Below are 15,126 nucleotides of genomic sequence, written 5' to 3'. Positions count from 1 at the left end.
TTTTACGACAGGCGTATATATTGGACAAGAGTGCCTGCGGCTCGACTAGGCCCATTGACGGGTTGAAGAAGAAGCGCGTTGGCGTGCGATAGGCTATGGGTAAGTCCGCTGTCTTGGGTGTTCAGCGGGGTAATGCGGCCTTCGCCAAATCTGGCGCGTAGATATTCTGCTCTCATGCCGCCAGCGGGCAGATCGCGGGTTATGATGGCTTCCTGCAAATCTGGAAACGGCGTGTGGCAACCAGCCATATAGCGCAGAAGTGGAAGCACGAATAAGGTTGCGGTGACAAAGGCCGATGACGGATTACCCGGAAGGCCAAGCATGATTGTATCGCCTATTTTTCCCGCCATTAAAGGCTTTCCAGGACGCATGGCTACTTTCCAAAAGTCCATCTTTGCGCCTATATTCAGCAATGCAGGCTGGACCAAATCATGGTCGCCAACGGACGCGCCGCCTGTGGTGACGATGACATCCGCTTGTGTGGCCAAGCGCGCCAAGCTGGCCTCAAGTGCCGCCAGATCATCCAGCAAAATGCCACCGTCAATTACGTCGCAAGGCATATTTGAAAGCATGGCACGCAGCATGGGGCTGTTTGATGATGGTATCTGTGCCGCGGTGCACTGCGTACCGGCAGCCACCAATTCATCGCCAGTGGCAACAACCGCAACACGTGGCCGGCCACCAACGCACAACGTTCCATAACCTGCCATTGCGGCTAGAGCGATTTGCCCAGCACTAATCAGCGCGCCCTGCGTTAGAATTTCGGCGCCCGCCAGAAAATCGCTTCCAGCAAGTTGGATATGGGGCTTATCTGCGGGGCTTTCATGTTGCGTGGGGTGCACGATGTCCCCCTCTCGCGTGGCATTTTCTTGAATCAAAATGCGGTCTGCATTTTTGGGAACATGCGCCCCTGTAAAAATGCGGACAGCTTCGCCTGTATGAACTGCGCCCGAAAATGGACGCCCCGCTGCGCTCTCACCGATCACACGCCATGGCCCGGGAAAGTCCGAGCTTATCACAGCATAGCCATCCATCGCCGATAAATCTGCGGCAGGCTGCGTGCGCATCGCCATCAGCGGTCCATGCATATAATGGCGCACGGCGCGCGTTAGTTCGACTTCGAACGGGGGCAATGGCGACGCGAGCGCCAGCAATCTGGCCTGTGCCTCATCCACCGAAATCATGCGAACCAGTCACCTGACTTGCCGCCGGTCTTCGACAATAAGCGCACATCCGAAATGACCATCGATTTGTCGAGCGCCTTTGCCATGTCGTACAATGTCAGCAAGGTGACGGTCACAGCGGTCAACGCCTCCATCTCCACTCCGGTTGGCCCGTTAAGCCGCACCCGTGCCTCGACACGAATAGCGGTCGCTTCATATTCGAATTCGACGCTAATCTTGGACAGCATCAGCGGATGACATAAGGGAATAAGGTCGCTTGTCTTTTTTGCGGCCATGATGCCTGCGATACGTGCGGTACCAAAGACATCGCCCTTTTTCATATTGCCTGCGCGCACGGCCTGAAGCGCTTCGGCGGACAGTTTGATCCGGCCTTCGGCGACAGCCTCACGCGCGGTATCTGCCTTCGCCGAAACATCGACCATATGCGCGCCGCCATCGGCGTTGAGATGCGTAAGATCAGCCATTGCCAGTCAAAAGCCTTTGTGTAGTCGCCCGAATATCATCCTGCCGCATCAGGCTTTCGCCCACCAAAAACGTTTTAATGCCTGCATCAGCCATGCGCAGACAATCGGCGTGAGTAGAAATACCGCTTTCGCAGACAAGCAAAATGTCATCTGGTACTAGTTTCGCCAAGCGTTCCGTGTTGGCCAGATCAACCTCAAAGGTTTTTAAATTGCGATTGTTCACGCCCACCAGCTTGGAATTGAGATGCTTAAAGGCGCGTTCGAGTTCATTTTCATCATGAACCTCGACAAGGACATCAAGATTCTCCTGCCGCGCAGCATCCTCAATTTCGGCCATAACGACGTCATCAAGCGCGGCGACAATGATCAAGATAGCATCGCCGCCCATTTGCCGCGCTTCGGCGCATTGCCAAGGGTCGACCATGAAATCCTTGCGGACGACGGGCAGGTCGCATGCTGCGCGCGCCGCAATCAGATAATCCTCATGTCCTTGAAAATAAGGCGCGTCGGTGAGGACGGAAAGGCAAGCTGCGCCTCCAGCCTGATAGGCTATTGCATGGGCGGCAGGATTAAAATCTGTGCGAATAAGCCCCTTGGATGGGCTAGCCTTCTTGATCTCCGCGATCAACGCGATGCCTGACTGGCTCTTGCTTCGCAATGCTGCCTCAAACCCACGAGGCGCAGATGGCGTTGGCCAATGTGGCAAGCCGTGAAGTTTGCGTTCTGCAACTTCAAGCCGCTTGGTCGCGCATATCTCTGCAAGCTTGTCCGCCATCAATATGCCACCCAACAGTTTAGCAGGGCATTGGCAAGACCCTTGTCGATTGCTTCTGCTGCTTCTTCCACGCCTTCGGGCATTGTTTGCACGACACCCGCCACCAACAAAGCCTCTGCTGCATTGAATAAGACAGCATCGCGATAGGCGCCATGTTCACCCTGAAGCAGCTTGCGCAGCTCCAACGCATTATGTTGCGCGTCGCTGCCACGGATGGCTTCGACAGGATACACGGGCAAACCAGCATCCGCAGCGCTGACGCGTTGAAAACGGATGCCGTCCGGAGTGACGACTGCAACTTCATTACCGCCAGCAAGGCTCAATTCGTCTAGCCCTTCGTCGCCTGAAATGACGCGCGCATGTTCCGTGCCCAGATACTGCAGTGCTTCTGCGTACACAGGGACATAAGCAGGGCGCGCAATGCCGATCAGTTGACGTTTGACCCGCGCAGGGTTTGCGAGGGGGCCCATAAGGTTGAATATCGTCCGCTGGCCAATGCGTTGGCGGATTGGCTGGATGCGCTTCATCGCAGGATGGTGGTTGGCAGCGAACAGAAAGCAGATACCAAGGTCTTTAAGAGTTTCCTGCGCCATGCGCCCCGCGCGTTCCATATCGAGGCCAAGCGCCTCCAAAGTATCCGCTGCGCCTGCCTTGGATGATGCTGCGCGGTTACCATGCTTGGCAACGGGAACTTCGCAGGCGGCGACCACGATAGACACAGCGGTTGAAACGTTAAGCGTATGATGCCCGTCGCCGCCTGTGCCGCAGACATCGATCGCGTTCTCTGGGGCTTCGATCGGTATCAATCGGTCGCGCATGGCTTGCGCAGCCGCGGCGATTTCCACCATTGTTTCACCGCGGGCAGACAGCGCAACAAGGAAGGCCTCAATTTCGTCTTCTGATGCGCGCGCATCAAGAATGTCGGAAAAGGCCTGTGCAGCCTCGTCATGGTCAAACAGATGCTGCGGGTCGGGAAGCTTGCCGAATGGGGTCAACGCATATTCCCTTCGGCTCCGCTCACAACGGTCATCCCGGCGATACGCATGAAATTCGCCAGCATCGCATGGCCATGTTCCGTCGCGATGCTTTCGGGGTGAAATTGAACGCTGTGGATCGGCAGCGTAGCGTGGCGGAAACCCATGACGTAGTCGTCATCGCTGGTCGCGTTGACGACCAAAGTGGAAGGAACATTTTCTACAATCAAGGAATGGTACCGCGTGGCCTGAAAAGGGGAGGGCAGTCCTGCAAACAACCCGCTCCCGTCATGGCTGACAGGCGATGTTTTGCCATGCATCAAGCCGCCACGGGCCACATTGCCACCGAAATGCTGCCCTATGGTCTGATGGCCAAGGCATACGCCAAGAAGTGGCTTGCCTGCTTCGGCACAGGCCGCGACAAGGTCAAGGCTAACGCCAGCTTCGTTGGGGGTCTTCGGTCCGGGCGAAATAAGGAACGCTTGCGCGCCAGACGCAATGGCCTGAGCAGCGGAAATATCGTCATTGCGCACAACTTCAACCTGCGCCCCCAGTTCCATCAGATAATGGACAAGGTTCCAAGTAAAGCTGTCGTAATTGTCTATGACTAGGATCATGCGGCGTCCCTAGCGGCTTTGACGTGCGGGTGGAAGAGGCACTATTGCGCAAGCAAGGCTGCTAGATCATCCTTCCAGAATTTGGCCCATGTATGCGTGCCATGCCCCTTGGTGTCTGCGGACGCCGGGATAAGGATGAACTTGGCATTGGGCATCCGCTTTATGGCACGTTCAGTGATGCCGTAACTCGCCGGATTGATGAAATCATCGGCCGAATTGATCCACAATGTGGGGGCTTTAATCGCCTCAAGCGTTGGCCATGGATTGTAGGTTCGAGACGAATCCAATTGGTAGATGATGTCGTTCGCATCATTGCGCGTCACCACCCGGTCAAAGGCTTCGTTGGTATAGGCTTCGGCGGCTGCGCGGGTGGGATATTGCGCCTGCAGGGCGAGCGGATTGGCGCCGGCGATAAGGCTCAATGTTGCTGCGGTGCGCAAGCCTGACATTGGCGGTGCGGTGTAGTTACCGTCGTTCCAATTTGGGTCGGCCTTGATTGCATCCATAGAAAGCTTGCGCCACATGCGGTTTTGCCCAGCAATTTCAACGGGCAGGCAAGCAAAGGGCGCCAAATTTTCAACAGCATCGGGATAACGCGAACCCCACATGAAGGCATGCATGCAGCCCATGGATGTACCGAGGATGAGCTTTAGCTTTTTGATACCAAGGGTCTTAGTTACCAATTGATGCTGCGAAGCGATCATGTCGCTATAATCATATTTTGGAAACGTCATGCGCAGACCGTCGCTTGGCTTTGACGACTTTCCGTGGCCAACATTGTCGGGCAGGATGATGAAATATTTCGACGTATCCAGCACTTGGCCCGGGCCGAACAATTCTCCCGCAAATTGGGGCTGGAAGAACTGGTGGCCTGTTCCGCCTGTACCGTGCAAGATGATTATGGCGTTTGAGATGTTGCCGCTGGCGTCGCGTTTTGGCGCACCTAAGGTTGTATAATGAATTTTTAGCTCAGGCAGTCGCTCGCCTGTAGAAAATACATAGTCCTTAAAAACGGCGTCCGCCTCAGTGGGGGCCGTAGTCTCGGCAAAAGCGGGAACATGGACGGCCGAAAAAAGGGCCAGTGAAGCTAGGATGAGTTTACGCATAGCCATGTGCTAGCGGCCTTTACGCCACCGTCAAGCTACTGACCAAACTTAGCTTCACCCGCAACACGGATCGCTTCACGGGCTGCTGCGATAAGCGCGCCTGCCTTTGCTTCACATTCGCGCTGTTCATATTCTGGATTGCTGTCGGCAACTATGCCTGCACCGGCCTGCACGTGCATGATGCCATCCTTCACCACCGCTGTGCGCAGGACAATGCAGCTATCCATATCGCCATTGGGCGAGAAATATCCGACGCCGCCGGCATATGCGCCGCGGGTTTCTGGCTCCAGCTCCGCAATAATTTCGCACGCACGCACTTTGGGGGCGCCCGATACGGTGCCTGCGGGAAAGCCGGCGAATAAGGCATCAATCGCGTCCTTGTCATCCGCAAGTTCGCCCACCACGTTTGATACGATGTGCATCACATGGCTATAAAACTCGACCATATAGCTGTCAGTGACGGTAACAGTCCCGCCTTTGGTTACGCGGCCCACATCGTTGCGACCTAAATCGAGCAGCATGAGGTGCTCCGCACGCTCTTTTGGGTCGGCGAGCAATGACGCCTTGTTTTCTGCGTCTTCGATGCTGCTGATTCCGCGAGGTCGTGTTCCCGCGATCGGACGAATAGTGACCTCACCCCCACGGGCACGGACCAATATTTCGGGACTTGACCCGATGAGGGCGAAGCCGGGCAAGTCGATAAAATAGAGGAACGGCGAAGGGTTTATCCGCCGCAACGCGCGGTAGAGGTGAAACGGCGGTAGGTCAAAGGGGGCGGTAAAACGCTGCGCCAGAACGACCTGGAATATGTCACCAGCCTCAATGTAGTTTTTGGCCGAAGCCACCATCTCCGCATAGCGACCAGCAGGCAAAACAGGTTCTAAGTTCAAATTGCTTTCGTGAACACCGACATCTCTTTGTGTCGCCGCTGGGTGTCCAGCATCCAACAATCGTTCGGTTTCATCCAAACGTTCGTTTGCCAGGGCAACGGCCTGCTCATCGTTGCCTCCTGTCCAGACTGGCGACACGAGGAACATCTCATCTTTCAAACGATCAAACAACAGAATGACGGTTGGCCGAACAAACAGCATGTCCGGCAACGCGAGTGCAGACTGTGGTGCCCGTGGAAGCTTCTCTACTAAGCCAATGGTTTCATAACCGAAATACCCGACAAGACAGGCGAGGGCAGGCGGCAGTTCTTCGGGAACATCCATTCGGCACTCTGCAGCCAGAGCGCGCAGCGCGTCTAAGGACGGCAAAGGCGAGGGGACAAAAGCTTCCCTGTCGGACATCCACTGATTGTTGATTTCAGCAGTATTGCCTGCTGCGCGAAAAACGAGATCGGGTGCGATTCCAATGAGACTGTGACGTCCTCGCGTTTCGCCGCCCTCCACGGATTCAAGAATGAAATCACCGCGCTCGGCAACAAAAAGCTTCAGTCCGGCAGACACCGGCGTTTCGGTGTCTGCAATACGTTTACGCCAAATGAGTTGCGGCTTAGTTTCCGTCACGGTTTGTCAGGCGCGTGCGCACTTCGGCGATACCGTCTTCATTCTTTTCAACGCCCACATCTTTGGCAGCGGAAAGGACCATTTGCGCGACATATTCCTGTTGCAGAATGCCGGACAGTTCCTGCTTACGCGCTTTAAGCATGTCGCTCTGGCCGCTTGCATCGCCTTTTACAATATCGGTCAAATACACAACAAACCAACCCCGGTTATCGCCCGCTTGAATGGTTTTTGCAGTGCCCTTTTTCATCGCAAACATCAGCGACAAGGGTGGGGGCACTTGTTGGCCTTCACGCGATATGTCGGCGCGCGTCCCGCTCAGTCGTTCTACCTGAGCCCCATTGATTTTTGCTGCAGCCAACGCCGCTTCAAGAGGTTGTCCAGCATCAACAGCTTTACGCAATGCATCCGCCGCTTTACGCGCGCCCTTTGCGCCTTCCGACTGTGCCCATTGTTGCAACACAATCGAACGCACTTGGTTTAGGGCAGGCGGGGCAGCCTCGTCAAAATCCGCCACAGCAACCATGGCAAATTTTTCACCAGGTACCAGTTCAATAAGCTGCGCCTCGCCATTTGTTTCCATTTGGAAGGCTGCTGGCAAAATGGCCTGCATTTCGGGAATTGGTTTGTACGCGGGGTTGCTGATATCTTGCCCAGTGGCCAGCAGTTTTGGCGATGTACTGACTGCCAGACTATTCTGCTTTGCGACATCTGAGATTGTAGCGCCGTTCGCAAACGCGTCTTCAATCTCGCCGGTCATTTCGGTTAGCATTTCTTCACTGCGCGTTTTCAGCAACTCGTCTGCAATTTCGGCGCGCGCTGCTGCTAGCGACTTGGCTGCGACATTATTGATGCTATCGACGCGAACAACCGCCCAACCTAAATTACTGCGAGCAGGCTTTGCCACTGTGCCCTGTGCCGCGGCAAATGCGGCATCTGCAACTGCTTGCGATGTGGTGCTTGTAAGGGTACTTTTGCTGACATTAATTGCTGTAGTGACCGCCAGCCCAAGTTCATTGGCTACCGCCGCTATGGATTTACCCGCTGCAACCTGTGCGACGACAGACTTGGCCGCCGCTTCGGTGGGAACGATCACTTGGCTTATATTTCGCGCTTGCGTGGCAGCAAATTTCGCAGCGTTTGCTTTATAATACACCGCGATATCGGCCTCAGTCGGTTTTGCGCGCTGCGCAATGATATCCTTGCCGAAGATGACGTAACTAATCGATCGTTTCTCGGGAATAGTGAACTTCACAGAATTATCGCTGTAAAACTTAGCAAGGATGGTTTCGCTTGGAGGCTTTTGCGGAAGAAAGGCTGACGCTGGCACAGCCGCAATCTGACCTGAACGCTGCTCGAGCAACAGGGACGCATAAGGCAGAACAAACCCGTCGGGTGCAGATGGTCCGCTAGCCGACGCCGGTAATATCTGCTGCGCAAACAAATTCTGGGCGATGTCGTCGCGAATGGCTTTCTCGCTGACGCCTATCTGCTGGGCAAATCTGCCGAATGCCTCAGCACTGAACTTGCCATCCAGCCCCATGGCACCCGGAATTTTGCGTATTTCGGAATCAATCAGGCGTTTGCTCACTGCAACGCCATATTCTTGCCCAAATACAGTCAGCGCATAGCGATTGATCAATTGTTCTAACGTTGAGTCCAGACCGCCACCGTCAACAAAGCTCGCCATATTCAGGGTAGGGTTGTTCTGGCGCTCTGATTTAAGGCGATTATCTAAGGCATCATTAAGTTCGCCCAAGGTAATATCGCGGTCGCCGACGCGCGCCACATTGCCGCCGCTCAGGCCCCCAAAGCTGCCTGAATTACTCACATCACCGAGCGCAAACGCAATGGCAATTGCCCCGACGAACAAAAGCGCAAAAACGGCGCCGAATTTCGAGTTAATGAGCGAACGAATAGAGCTAATCATGAACGGCGATTTCCTGAATATACGGCACAAGGTGGGCTTAGGGAGCCGCTTTAGGCGGCAAGGCGTTGGCAATCAAGGGATAGACTTGCCCTATGTTAGGAAAGCATGGTTTAGCGATACAAAGAATCGCGAAAAAGAATCGCGAAAAAATTCAATGAGGAATCAGATGCGTAAGCTTATCGTCGGAAATTGGAAAATGAACGGCACATCGCGGGATGTGTCCGAGATCAGCGCCATCGCAGAGTTATCGGGCATGCACGGTGCTGTGGACGCGGCGTTATGCTTACCCGCAACACTCATTGACAGAGCACGCCAAGCAGCGGGTGGTTTCGCCATAGGTGGCCAAGACTGCCACATGATGGAGGCTGGCGCGCATACCGGGTGCCTTTCGGCGGAAATGTTATTAGATGCCGGAGCAGTGCTCGCCATCATTGGTCACAGCGAACGCCGCGCCGCACAACATGAGCAAGATTCAGATATTCGCGCAAAGGCCGAAGCCGCGCAGGTAGCTGGTTTAAAGATTATTGTATGTGTCGGTGAAACTCTTGACGAACGCGAGAGTAAGAAAGCCTTAAATGTAGTGCTCGGCCAGCTGCATCAGTCTTTACCCGAAACGGCTGCAAGTGAATGGCTGAGCGTTGCATATGAACCGGTATGGGCTATCGGAACCGGCCGCGTCGCAGACGCAAACGATGTTGCAGAAATGCATGGAGCTATTCGCGCTGCGCTCGTGGAGCGCTTCGGTGAGGACGGCCGCAAAATCCGGATTTTATATGGCGGGTCGATGAATGGCGATAACGCAGCTCAGCTTTTGGCGGTTCCCAATGTTGACGGAGGTTTAATTGGAGGAGCCAGCCTCACGGCTGCGAAATTTGGGCCAATATTATCTGCAGCAGCAGCTTTGAGCAAATAGCATTGAAGATTTGCCGTGCGCTCGCTATGTGGGCGGCACAACCGGTACTATGCTGCCATTTATATTCGGAATTCTCTCATGGGTCTGTTTCATTTTCTTATCGTCGTTCAGGCAATCATCGCGGCCTCGCTTGTGGGCGTGGTTTTGATGCAGCGTTCCGAAGGCGGTGGCTTGGGAATGGGAGGCAGCCCATCGGGTCTGATGTCCGCACGCGGCGCCACGGACTTTTTGACGCGCACAACGGCAATATTGGCAACCTTGTTCATCTTGTTGTCCATTTCGCTTGCTTTTGTAGCCGCGAAAAAAGGCGGTACTGGCGAAATTGATAGCAGCTTGCAGCGCACTGAGGTTCCATCGGCACCAGCAGCGCCCGTAACAACGGCGCCAGCGAACGCCGCGCCAGCCGCTGCACCTGCAACCGAAGTTCCCCTCGACAAATAAGCGCTATTGGCGAAAACTGTTTTACACAGTTTATTTTCCATCTGACGGATTCGTTCGCTTGTGTTTTTATGAAAAGGTAGCTTAAGCCTTTTCTCCCATGACACGGTTTATTTTTATCACCGGCGGCGTGGTCTCCTCGCTTGGCAAAGGTCTTATGGCAGCATCGCTTGCTGCCCTTTTGCAAGCGCGTGGGTACCGCGTTCGTATCCGCAAGTTTGATCCCTATCTCAATGTTGATCCAGGCACGATGTCGCCTTACCAGCATGGCGAGGTATATGTCACAGACGATGGGGCGGAAACCGACCTAGACCTTGGGCATTATGAACGCTTTACCGGCGTTTCGGCGCGGCAGTCCGACAATGTTACGTCTGGACGCATTTATCAGACTATTATTCAGAAAGAACGTCGCGGAGATTATCTCGGCGCGACCGTTCAGGTCATTCCGCACGTCACCGATGCGATCATGGAATTCGCCAAGGCGGAGACGCAAGATCTCGATTTTGTCTTGTGCGAAATTGGCGGCACGGTTGGTGATATTGAATCCCTGCCGTTCATTGAGGCCATTCGTCAGTTGCGCAACGAGCTTGGTCGTGAACGGACCTTGTCTGTGCACGTCACCTTAGTTCCTTACATAGCCGCAGCGGGTGAACTGAAGACCAAGCCAACACAGCACAGTGTGCGCGAGCTGACATCCTTGGGTATTCAGCCCGATCTTTTGCTGTGCCGCTGCGAACATCCATTGCCGGAGACAGAGCGCGCTAAGATCGCCGCATTCTGTAATGTCCGTAAAGAGGCGGTTATTCCGGCGTTGGATGCGAAAAGCATATACGCCGTGCCGCTGCAATATCATGCCGAAGGGCTTGATAATGAAGTGCTCCGGGCGTTCGGCCTTGAATCCGATGGCGAGCCCGATCTTAGCCGATGGGACGACATCATTGATCGTCAATCCAACCCTGAAGGCGAAGTGACTATTGGCGTGGTTGGGAAATATGTCGGCCTTGCAGACGCGTATAAGTCGCTTAACGAGGCATTGACGCATGGTGGATTAGCCAACCGGGTAAAGGTCAATATCAAATGGATTGATGCCGAGCTGTTTGAACAATCCGAAGACGAAATTGCTACGGCGCTTGAACCCATGAATGCGATTTTGGTCCCCGGCGGATTTGGAGAGCGTGGATCCGAGGGCAAAATTGCCGCGGTAAAATTTGCGCGGGAACGTCACGTTCCATTCTTTGGCATCTGCCTTGGTATGCAAATGGCCTGTATTGAAGGTGCGCGGAATACTGCGGGTGTCGTTGGCGCCTCAAGCACGGAATTTGGACCAACGACTGAACCGGTAGTCGGCATCATCACCGAATGGATGAGCCAAGAGGGTATACAGAAGCGTGAAACAGGTGGCGACATGGGCGGCACAATGCGGCTTGGCGCTTATGATGCAGTGCTTGATGGCAACAGCCATGTGGCAACGATTTACGGCAGTCAGGAAATCTCTGAGCGCCATCGCCATCGATATGAAGTAAACGTCCATTACAAGGACGCACTTGAACAAGGTGGACTGGTTTTTAGCGGGATGTCCCCCGATGGTGAATTGCCGGAAATCGTTGAGCGGCCTGACCATCCATGGTTTATTGGTGTGCAGTTTCATCCAGAATTAAAATCACGACCATTCGCGCCGCATCCGTTATTCGCGAGCTTCATAAAAGCCGCATTAAATCAAAGCCGCCTTGTATAATTGGCCCATTTTCGGACAATTGGACTTAAGTAAAAATCATGTCGGGGCGGTCGATTTTTGCCGGCCGCCCCGATGTTCAAGACTTAAGCAGCAGGCGCTCCTTTTTTCTTGGGCGCGTCTTCATGATCAATGACTGTTGGTGCAGCTTTCGCACCAATCGCGATCTTCCGCGGCTTTAAAGCTTCAGGCACTTCACGCACCAAGGTAATAATGAGAAGCCCGTCAGCCATATGCGCATTCGTGATATGGATGTGGTCGGCAAGCTGGAACCGCCGTTCGAAATTTCGGGTTGCAATACCCATATGCAAAAAGTCCCGATTGTCATTACTTTCGGACTGCTTGCTGCCGGTGACTATAAGCAGGTTCTGCTGGGCGACAATGTCTATCTCTTCGGTTTTGAAACCGGCGACGGCGACGGTGATCTGATAATCATTTTCGCCGGTCCGTTCGATGTTAAACGGAGGATAATTTTCATTCTGTGCAGAACGGCCTGTGGTTTCAAGCAGCTCAAAAAGACGGTCAAAGCCGACGGTGTTCCGGCGATATGGGGTAAAATCAAAACGGTTCATGCAAATTCTCCTTCAAGCAATTTGGTTCGTTGCCAGCCCCACAAATGCAGCGGCCAACATGTTCGTTTTGGAGCCTTTCGGCCTCCGAGAAGCAAGATGGGTTGCATCCGCAAAATTGCAAGAGCCAAAAATTCTGGCGAAAGGCAGAGGCAACATAAAAACAAGGCCGCTCGGATGTTCCGAACGGCCTCGCTCTGCAGCTTTGCTAGCGCATAATTTCAGTCCTCTGCCGGTCCCCACCGGCGTGACTGATTTTTCCCTGAACCATCGGCCACTAGTGACGCGCGACGAATTCCACCCCTCCTTGTTAGCTCTCCGCTCTGTTTGCAATTCTTACCGAACCGGCTCGAACGTTTTTTCAAAAGCTGTTGCCCGGCTGCAACAATACTTGCCAGATTTCTTGGCGGAACCTAAGAACACCCCATGCCGAAATTATGGATGAGTGTCCGCACATGATATTGTCGCGTTATGAACGCATGGTAGCGCGACGATATTTGCTTCCGGGCAAGGGCGAAGGGTTCATTTTCCTTGTTGCCAGCATAAGCCTTGTCGCTGTCGCACTTGGCGTAGCCGCTTTGATTATTGTGATGAGCGTTATGAATGGCTTCCGCGCGGAGTTGTTTGACAAGATCGTTGGGCTGAACGGGCATGCAGTGGTGCAAGGCTATGGCGGTCGGTTGCAGGATTGGCGTCAGATACTGAAGGACGTTAAGAGCACACCCGGCGTTACCGACGCCACGGCGCTTATTGAACAACCTTTGCTAACAACTTTCGATGGCCGCGTTGAAGCCATTTTGGCGCGTGGCATGTCGGTCAACGACATACTCAAAAATGAAACGCTTAAGGGAAAGACCGTCGCTGGCGATCTAAATGCGCTTAGTCCCGACGAAGATAAAGTAGCGATTGGATCGCGCCTCGCGCAAAATTTAGGTGTTAGAGTTGGTCAAAGTATAACCATAATCAACCCAGCGGGCCGGACAACGCCTTTTGGCACTGTTCCGCGCGAGATTTCCTACGAAGTGGCGGCCATTTTTGAGGTTGGTGTTTATGATTATGACAAAGCATTTGTGATCATGCCCATTGAGCGGGCGCAATTGCTTATGCTGCTGGGCGACGAAATAGGTATGATTGAAATCAAGACCGAAAATCCCGACAAAGTGAATGAAATTCTCGCTCCGCTGCTGCCGAAGCTTGAGAATAAAGGGCTCATCGTCGACTGGAAGAGCATGAATGCCTCGCTGTTCGAGGCATTAGCGGTCGAGCGGGTCGCCATGTTTGTGGTTTTGTCTATCATCGTCCTTGTTGCTGTCTTCAACATATTATCATCCCTGATCATGTTGGTGCGCGCAAAAACCCGCGACATTGCGATATTGCGGACAATGGGGGCATCACGCAAATCACTGCTTCGGATTTTCATGACGGTCGGGTTGCTGATCGGATCATCCGGCATTGTGCTTGGATTGATACTCGGCGCAATATTTTTATATTTTAGACAGTCGGTTGTGAACTTTATCCAATTCGTTACCGGCCAAAATTTGTGGGACCCATCCATCCGATTCCTGACCGAATTGCCGTCCCGGACTGATCCAGTTGAAGTGCTCGTGATCTGCGGGCTCGCTTTGCTATTCAGCTTCCTTGCAACCTTGTACCCGGCGCTCAAGGCTGCGAGTACTGACCCTGTTCAGGTGCTGCGCTATGAATAACATATTAGAGCTTGTCGATGTCCGCCGCAAATTTGTGCAGGGCGATGTCACCATAGAAGTTCTGCGCGGTGTAGACCTTGTGATTGGTAAAGGAGAGCTGGTTGCCTTACTCGGTCCATCTGGCTCGGGCAAATCGACTATGCTTCAAGCGGTTGGTCTTTTGGAAGGCGGATTTTCTGGCTCCATCAAGCTTGATGGCGAGGAGGTAAGCGCAGCCGGTGTGGATCGTCAGACCGAAATTCGTAAGCAGAAGCTTGGTTTCGTGTATCAATTTCACCATCTGTTGCCGGACTTTGACGCGCTGGAAAATGTGATTTTGCCACAATTGATTTCCGATGCTGAACCTGACGTTGCTCTAGAACGTGCGACCTATCTATTGACGCAGCTAGGGCTTGCCGAGCGCCTCCACCATCGGCCGTCAAAGCTATCTGGAGGTGAGCAGCAACGCGTTGCCGTAGCGCGGGCGTTGGCGAATCGTCCCAAGCTGGTGCTTGCGGACGAGCCAACAGGAAATCTGGATGAACACACCGCCGATATTGTGCTCGGCGAATTCATGGCGCTGGTACGCGAAGAGGGTTCTTCGGCGATCGTGGCAACGCATAATGAACGGTTGGCAGCCAAAATGGACCGCGTCGTGCGTCTGCAAGAAGGCAGATTGGGCTAAGCAGGGAGAATATCAATGTCGATTTATGATTTCACAGTGAAAATGCCTGATGGCCAAGCCGAGGCCATGGAAGCCCATAAGGGTAAGGTGGTGTTGGTGGTGAACACCGCATCCAAATGTGGCTTCACGCCCCAGTACAAGGGGCTTGAAGCGTTGTATCGCCAGTATAAAGATCAGGGTCTGGAAATTCTCGCATTTCCTTGCAATCAGTTTGGCGCGCAGGAGCCAGGTGACGCGCAAGAAATTCAGAATTTTTGCTCGCTGACTTATGATGTGTCATTCCCTCTGGCTGCAAAAATTGACGTGAATGGCACCGATGAAGACCCGTTGTGGGATTATCTCAAGCAGCAGCAAGCCGGCCTTATGGGGTCACGTGGTATCAAATGGAATTTCACAAAATTCTTGGTCGATCGCAAGGGCAACGTCGTTGCCCGCCATGGCCCGCAGGTCAAACCTGAAGCACTGGCGAAGGACATCGAGAAACTGCTCGCCGCAGCAGCCTGATTGTCCACAGCTTAGCCCAAAACTGGGTTTGTCGAATCATGC

At 53.7% G+C, this 15,126-nt stretch carries 15 protein-coding genes; 6 read left to right on the top strand and 9 right to left on the bottom strand.

The window, feature by feature from the left end; translation table 11 throughout:
• Window positions 1–2: 2 nt before the first annotated feature.
• Genes glp through QE270_RS06465 form a run of 8 tightly spaced genes read right to left on the bottom strand, consistent with a single transcriptional unit; the run spans window position 3 to window position 8,558 of the window.
• Window positions 3–1,184 (bottom strand): gephyrin-like molybdotransferase Glp, encoded by a 1,182-nt coding sequence (glp, locus tag QE270_RS06500; RefSeq protein ID WP_300036930.1) that lies wholly within the window; start codon window positions 1,182–1,184, stop codon window positions 3–5.
• Window positions 1,181–1,648 carry a cyclic pyranopterin monophosphate synthase MoaC gene (moaC, locus tag QE270_RS06495; RefSeq protein WP_300036927.1) on the bottom strand — a complete coding sequence of 156 codons (468 nt, stop codon included), beginning with the start codon at window positions 1,646–1,648 and terminating at the stop codon, window positions 1,181–1,183. Before moaC ends, glp begins: the two co-directional genes overlap by 4 nt.
• Window positions 1,641–2,423: an indole-3-glycerol phosphate synthase TrpC gene (trpC, locus tag QE270_RS06490; RefSeq protein ID WP_300036922.1), complete on the bottom strand. Its 783-nt coding sequence runs from the start codon at window positions 2,421–2,423 to the stop codon at window positions 1,641–1,643. The genes moaC and trpC overlap by 8 nt, the downstream gene beginning before the upstream one ends.
• Window positions 2,423–3,418: an anthranilate phosphoribosyltransferase gene (gene trpD, locus QE270_RS06485; protein ID WP_300036919.1), complete on the bottom strand. Its 996-nt coding sequence runs from the start codon at window positions 3,416–3,418 to the stop codon at window positions 2,423–2,425. Before trpD ends, trpC begins: the two co-directional genes overlap by 1 nt.
• Window positions 3,415–4,014: an aminodeoxychorismate/anthranilate synthase component II gene (locus tag QE270_RS06480; RefSeq protein WP_300036916.1), complete on the bottom strand. Its 600-nt coding sequence runs from the start codon at window positions 4,012–4,014 to the stop codon at window positions 3,415–3,417. The genes trpD and QE270_RS06480 overlap by 4 nt, the downstream gene beginning before the upstream one ends.
• Window positions 4,015–4,055: 41 nt before the next feature.
• Entirely contained in the window at window positions 4,056–5,126 is a 1,071-nt protein-coding gene (locus QE270_RS06475; RefSeq protein ID WP_300036912.1) for an alpha/beta fold hydrolase, read from the bottom strand.
• A 29-nt stretch (window positions 5,127–5,155) separates the two neighbouring features.
• Entirely contained in the window at window positions 5,156–6,631 is a 1,476-nt protein-coding gene (locus tag QE270_RS06470) for a chorismate-binding protein (protein WP_300036909.1), read from the bottom strand.
• Window positions 6,618–8,558, bottom strand: coding sequence for a peptidyl-prolyl cis-trans isomerase (locus tag QE270_RS06465; protein WP_300036906.1), 1,941 nt, complete (start codon window positions 8,556–8,558; stop codon window positions 6,618–6,620). Before QE270_RS06465 ends, QE270_RS06470 begins: the two co-directional genes overlap by 14 nt.
• A gap of 166 nt (window positions 8,559–8,724) precedes the next feature.
• On the opposite strand from QE270_RS06465, the gene tpiA reads away from it, so the two are divergent.
• The 3 genes from tpiA to QE270_RS06450 all read left to right on the top strand — a co-directional run bounded on the left by tpiA (window position 8,725) and on the right by QE270_RS06450 (window position 11,644).
• The gene (gene tpiA, locus QE270_RS06460) at window positions 8,725–9,471 is read left to right on the top strand and encodes a triose-phosphate isomerase (protein ID WP_300036904.1); all 747 of its coding nucleotides are present in this window, start codon (window positions 8,725–8,727) and stop codon (window positions 9,469–9,471) included.
• Between the two features lie 78 nt (window positions 9,472–9,549).
• A complete protein-coding gene (secG, locus tag QE270_RS06455; RefSeq protein ID WP_300036901.1) occupies window positions 9,550–9,912 on the top strand; it encodes a preprotein translocase subunit SecG in 363 nt (120 codons plus the stop codon).
• A 97-nt stretch (window positions 9,913–10,009) separates the two neighbouring features.
• A complete protein-coding gene (locus QE270_RS06450; protein WP_300036898.1) occupies window positions 10,010–11,644 on the top strand; it encodes a CTP synthase in 1,635 nt (544 codons plus the stop codon).
• A gap of 83 nt (window positions 11,645–11,727) precedes the next feature.
• Here the strand turns inward: QE270_RS06450 and QE270_RS06445 are convergent, their stop codons facing one another.
• The gene (locus tag QE270_RS06445; RefSeq protein ID WP_300036895.1) at window positions 11,728–12,213 is read right to left on the bottom strand and encodes an Hsp20 family protein; all 486 of its coding nucleotides are present in this window, start codon (window positions 12,211–12,213) and stop codon (window positions 11,728–11,730) included.
• Window positions 12,214–12,665: 452 nt separating this feature from the next.
• Here QE270_RS06445 and QE270_RS06440 point away from each other — a divergent pair, with 452 nt between their 5' ends.
• Genes QE270_RS06440 through QE270_RS06430 form a run of 3 tightly spaced genes read left to right on the top strand, consistent with a single transcriptional unit; the run spans window position 12,666 to window position 15,084 of the window.
• Window positions 12,666–13,916 (top strand): lipoprotein-releasing ABC transporter permease subunit, encoded by a 1,251-nt coding sequence (locus QE270_RS06440; RefSeq protein WP_300037047.1) that lies wholly within the window; start codon window positions 12,666–12,668, stop codon window positions 13,914–13,916.
• Window positions 13,909–14,580, top strand: coding sequence for an ABC transporter ATP-binding protein (locus tag QE270_RS06435; RefSeq protein WP_300036892.1), 672 nt, complete (start codon window positions 13,909–13,911; stop codon window positions 14,578–14,580). Before QE270_RS06440 ends, QE270_RS06435 begins: the two co-directional genes overlap by 8 nt.
• A 15-nt stretch (window positions 14,581–14,595) precedes the next feature.
• A complete protein-coding gene (locus tag QE270_RS06430) occupies window positions 14,596–15,084 on the top strand; it encodes a glutathione peroxidase (protein WP_300036889.1) in 489 nt (162 codons plus the stop codon).
• Window positions 15,085–15,126 lie beyond the last annotated feature (42 nt).

The organism is Sphingorhabdus sp. (genome assembly GCF_029865925.1).
GTDB lineage: Bacteria > Pseudomonadota > Alphaproteobacteria > Sphingomonadales > Sphingomonadaceae > Sphingorhabdus_B.
This window is presented reverse-complemented; position numbering and strand designations above follow the sequence as displayed.

Excerpts from the sequence above, each read along its gene's own strand:
- QE270_RS06435 (WP_300036892.1), top strand. The coding sequence starts at position 13,909 with ATGAATAACATATTAGAGCTTGTCGATGTCCGCCGCAAATTTGTGCAG.
- moaC (WP_300036927.1), bottom strand. The coding sequence starts at position 1,648 with ATGGCTGATCTTACGCATCTCAACGCCGATGGCGGCGCGCATATGGTC.
- trpC (WP_300036922.1), bottom strand. The coding sequence starts at position 2,423 with ATGGCGGACAAGCTTGCAGAGATATGCGCGACCAAGCGGCTTGAAGTT.
- secG (WP_300036901.1), top strand. The coding sequence starts at position 9,550 with ATGGGTCTGTTTCATTTTCTTATCGTCGTTCAGGCAATCATCGCGGCC.
- glp (WP_300036930.1), bottom strand. The coding sequence starts at position 1,184 with ATGATTTCGGTGGATGAGGCACAGGCCAGATTGCTGGCGCTCGCGTCG.
- tpiA (WP_300036904.1), top strand. The coding sequence starts at position 8,725 with ATGCGTAAGCTTATCGTCGGAAATTGGAAAATGAACGGCACATCGCGG.
- QE270_RS06440 (WP_300037047.1), top strand. The coding sequence starts at position 12,666 with ATGATATTGTCGCGTTATGAACGCATGGTAGCGCGACGATATTTGCTT.
- QE270_RS06480 (WP_300036916.1), bottom strand. The coding sequence starts at position 4,014 with ATGATCCTAGTCATAGACAATTACGACAGCTTTACTTGGAACCTTGTC.
- QE270_RS06445 (WP_300036895.1), bottom strand. The coding sequence starts at position 12,213 with ATGAACCGTTTTGATTTTACCCCATATCGCCGGAACACCGTCGGCTTT.
- QE270_RS06465 (WP_300036906.1), bottom strand. The coding sequence starts at position 8,558 with ATGATTAGCTCTATTCGTTCGCTCATTAACTCGAAATTCGGCGCCGTT.
- QE270_RS06475 (WP_300036912.1), bottom strand. The coding sequence starts at position 5,126 with ATGGCTATGCGTAAACTCATCCTAGCTTCACTGGCCCTTTTTTCGGCC.
- QE270_RS06450 (WP_300036898.1), top strand. The coding sequence starts at position 10,010 with ATGACACGGTTTATTTTTATCACCGGCGGCGTGGTCTCCTCGCTTGGC.
- QE270_RS06430 (WP_300036889.1), top strand. The coding sequence starts at position 14,596 with ATGTCGATTTATGATTTCACAGTGAAAATGCCTGATGGCCAAGCCGAG.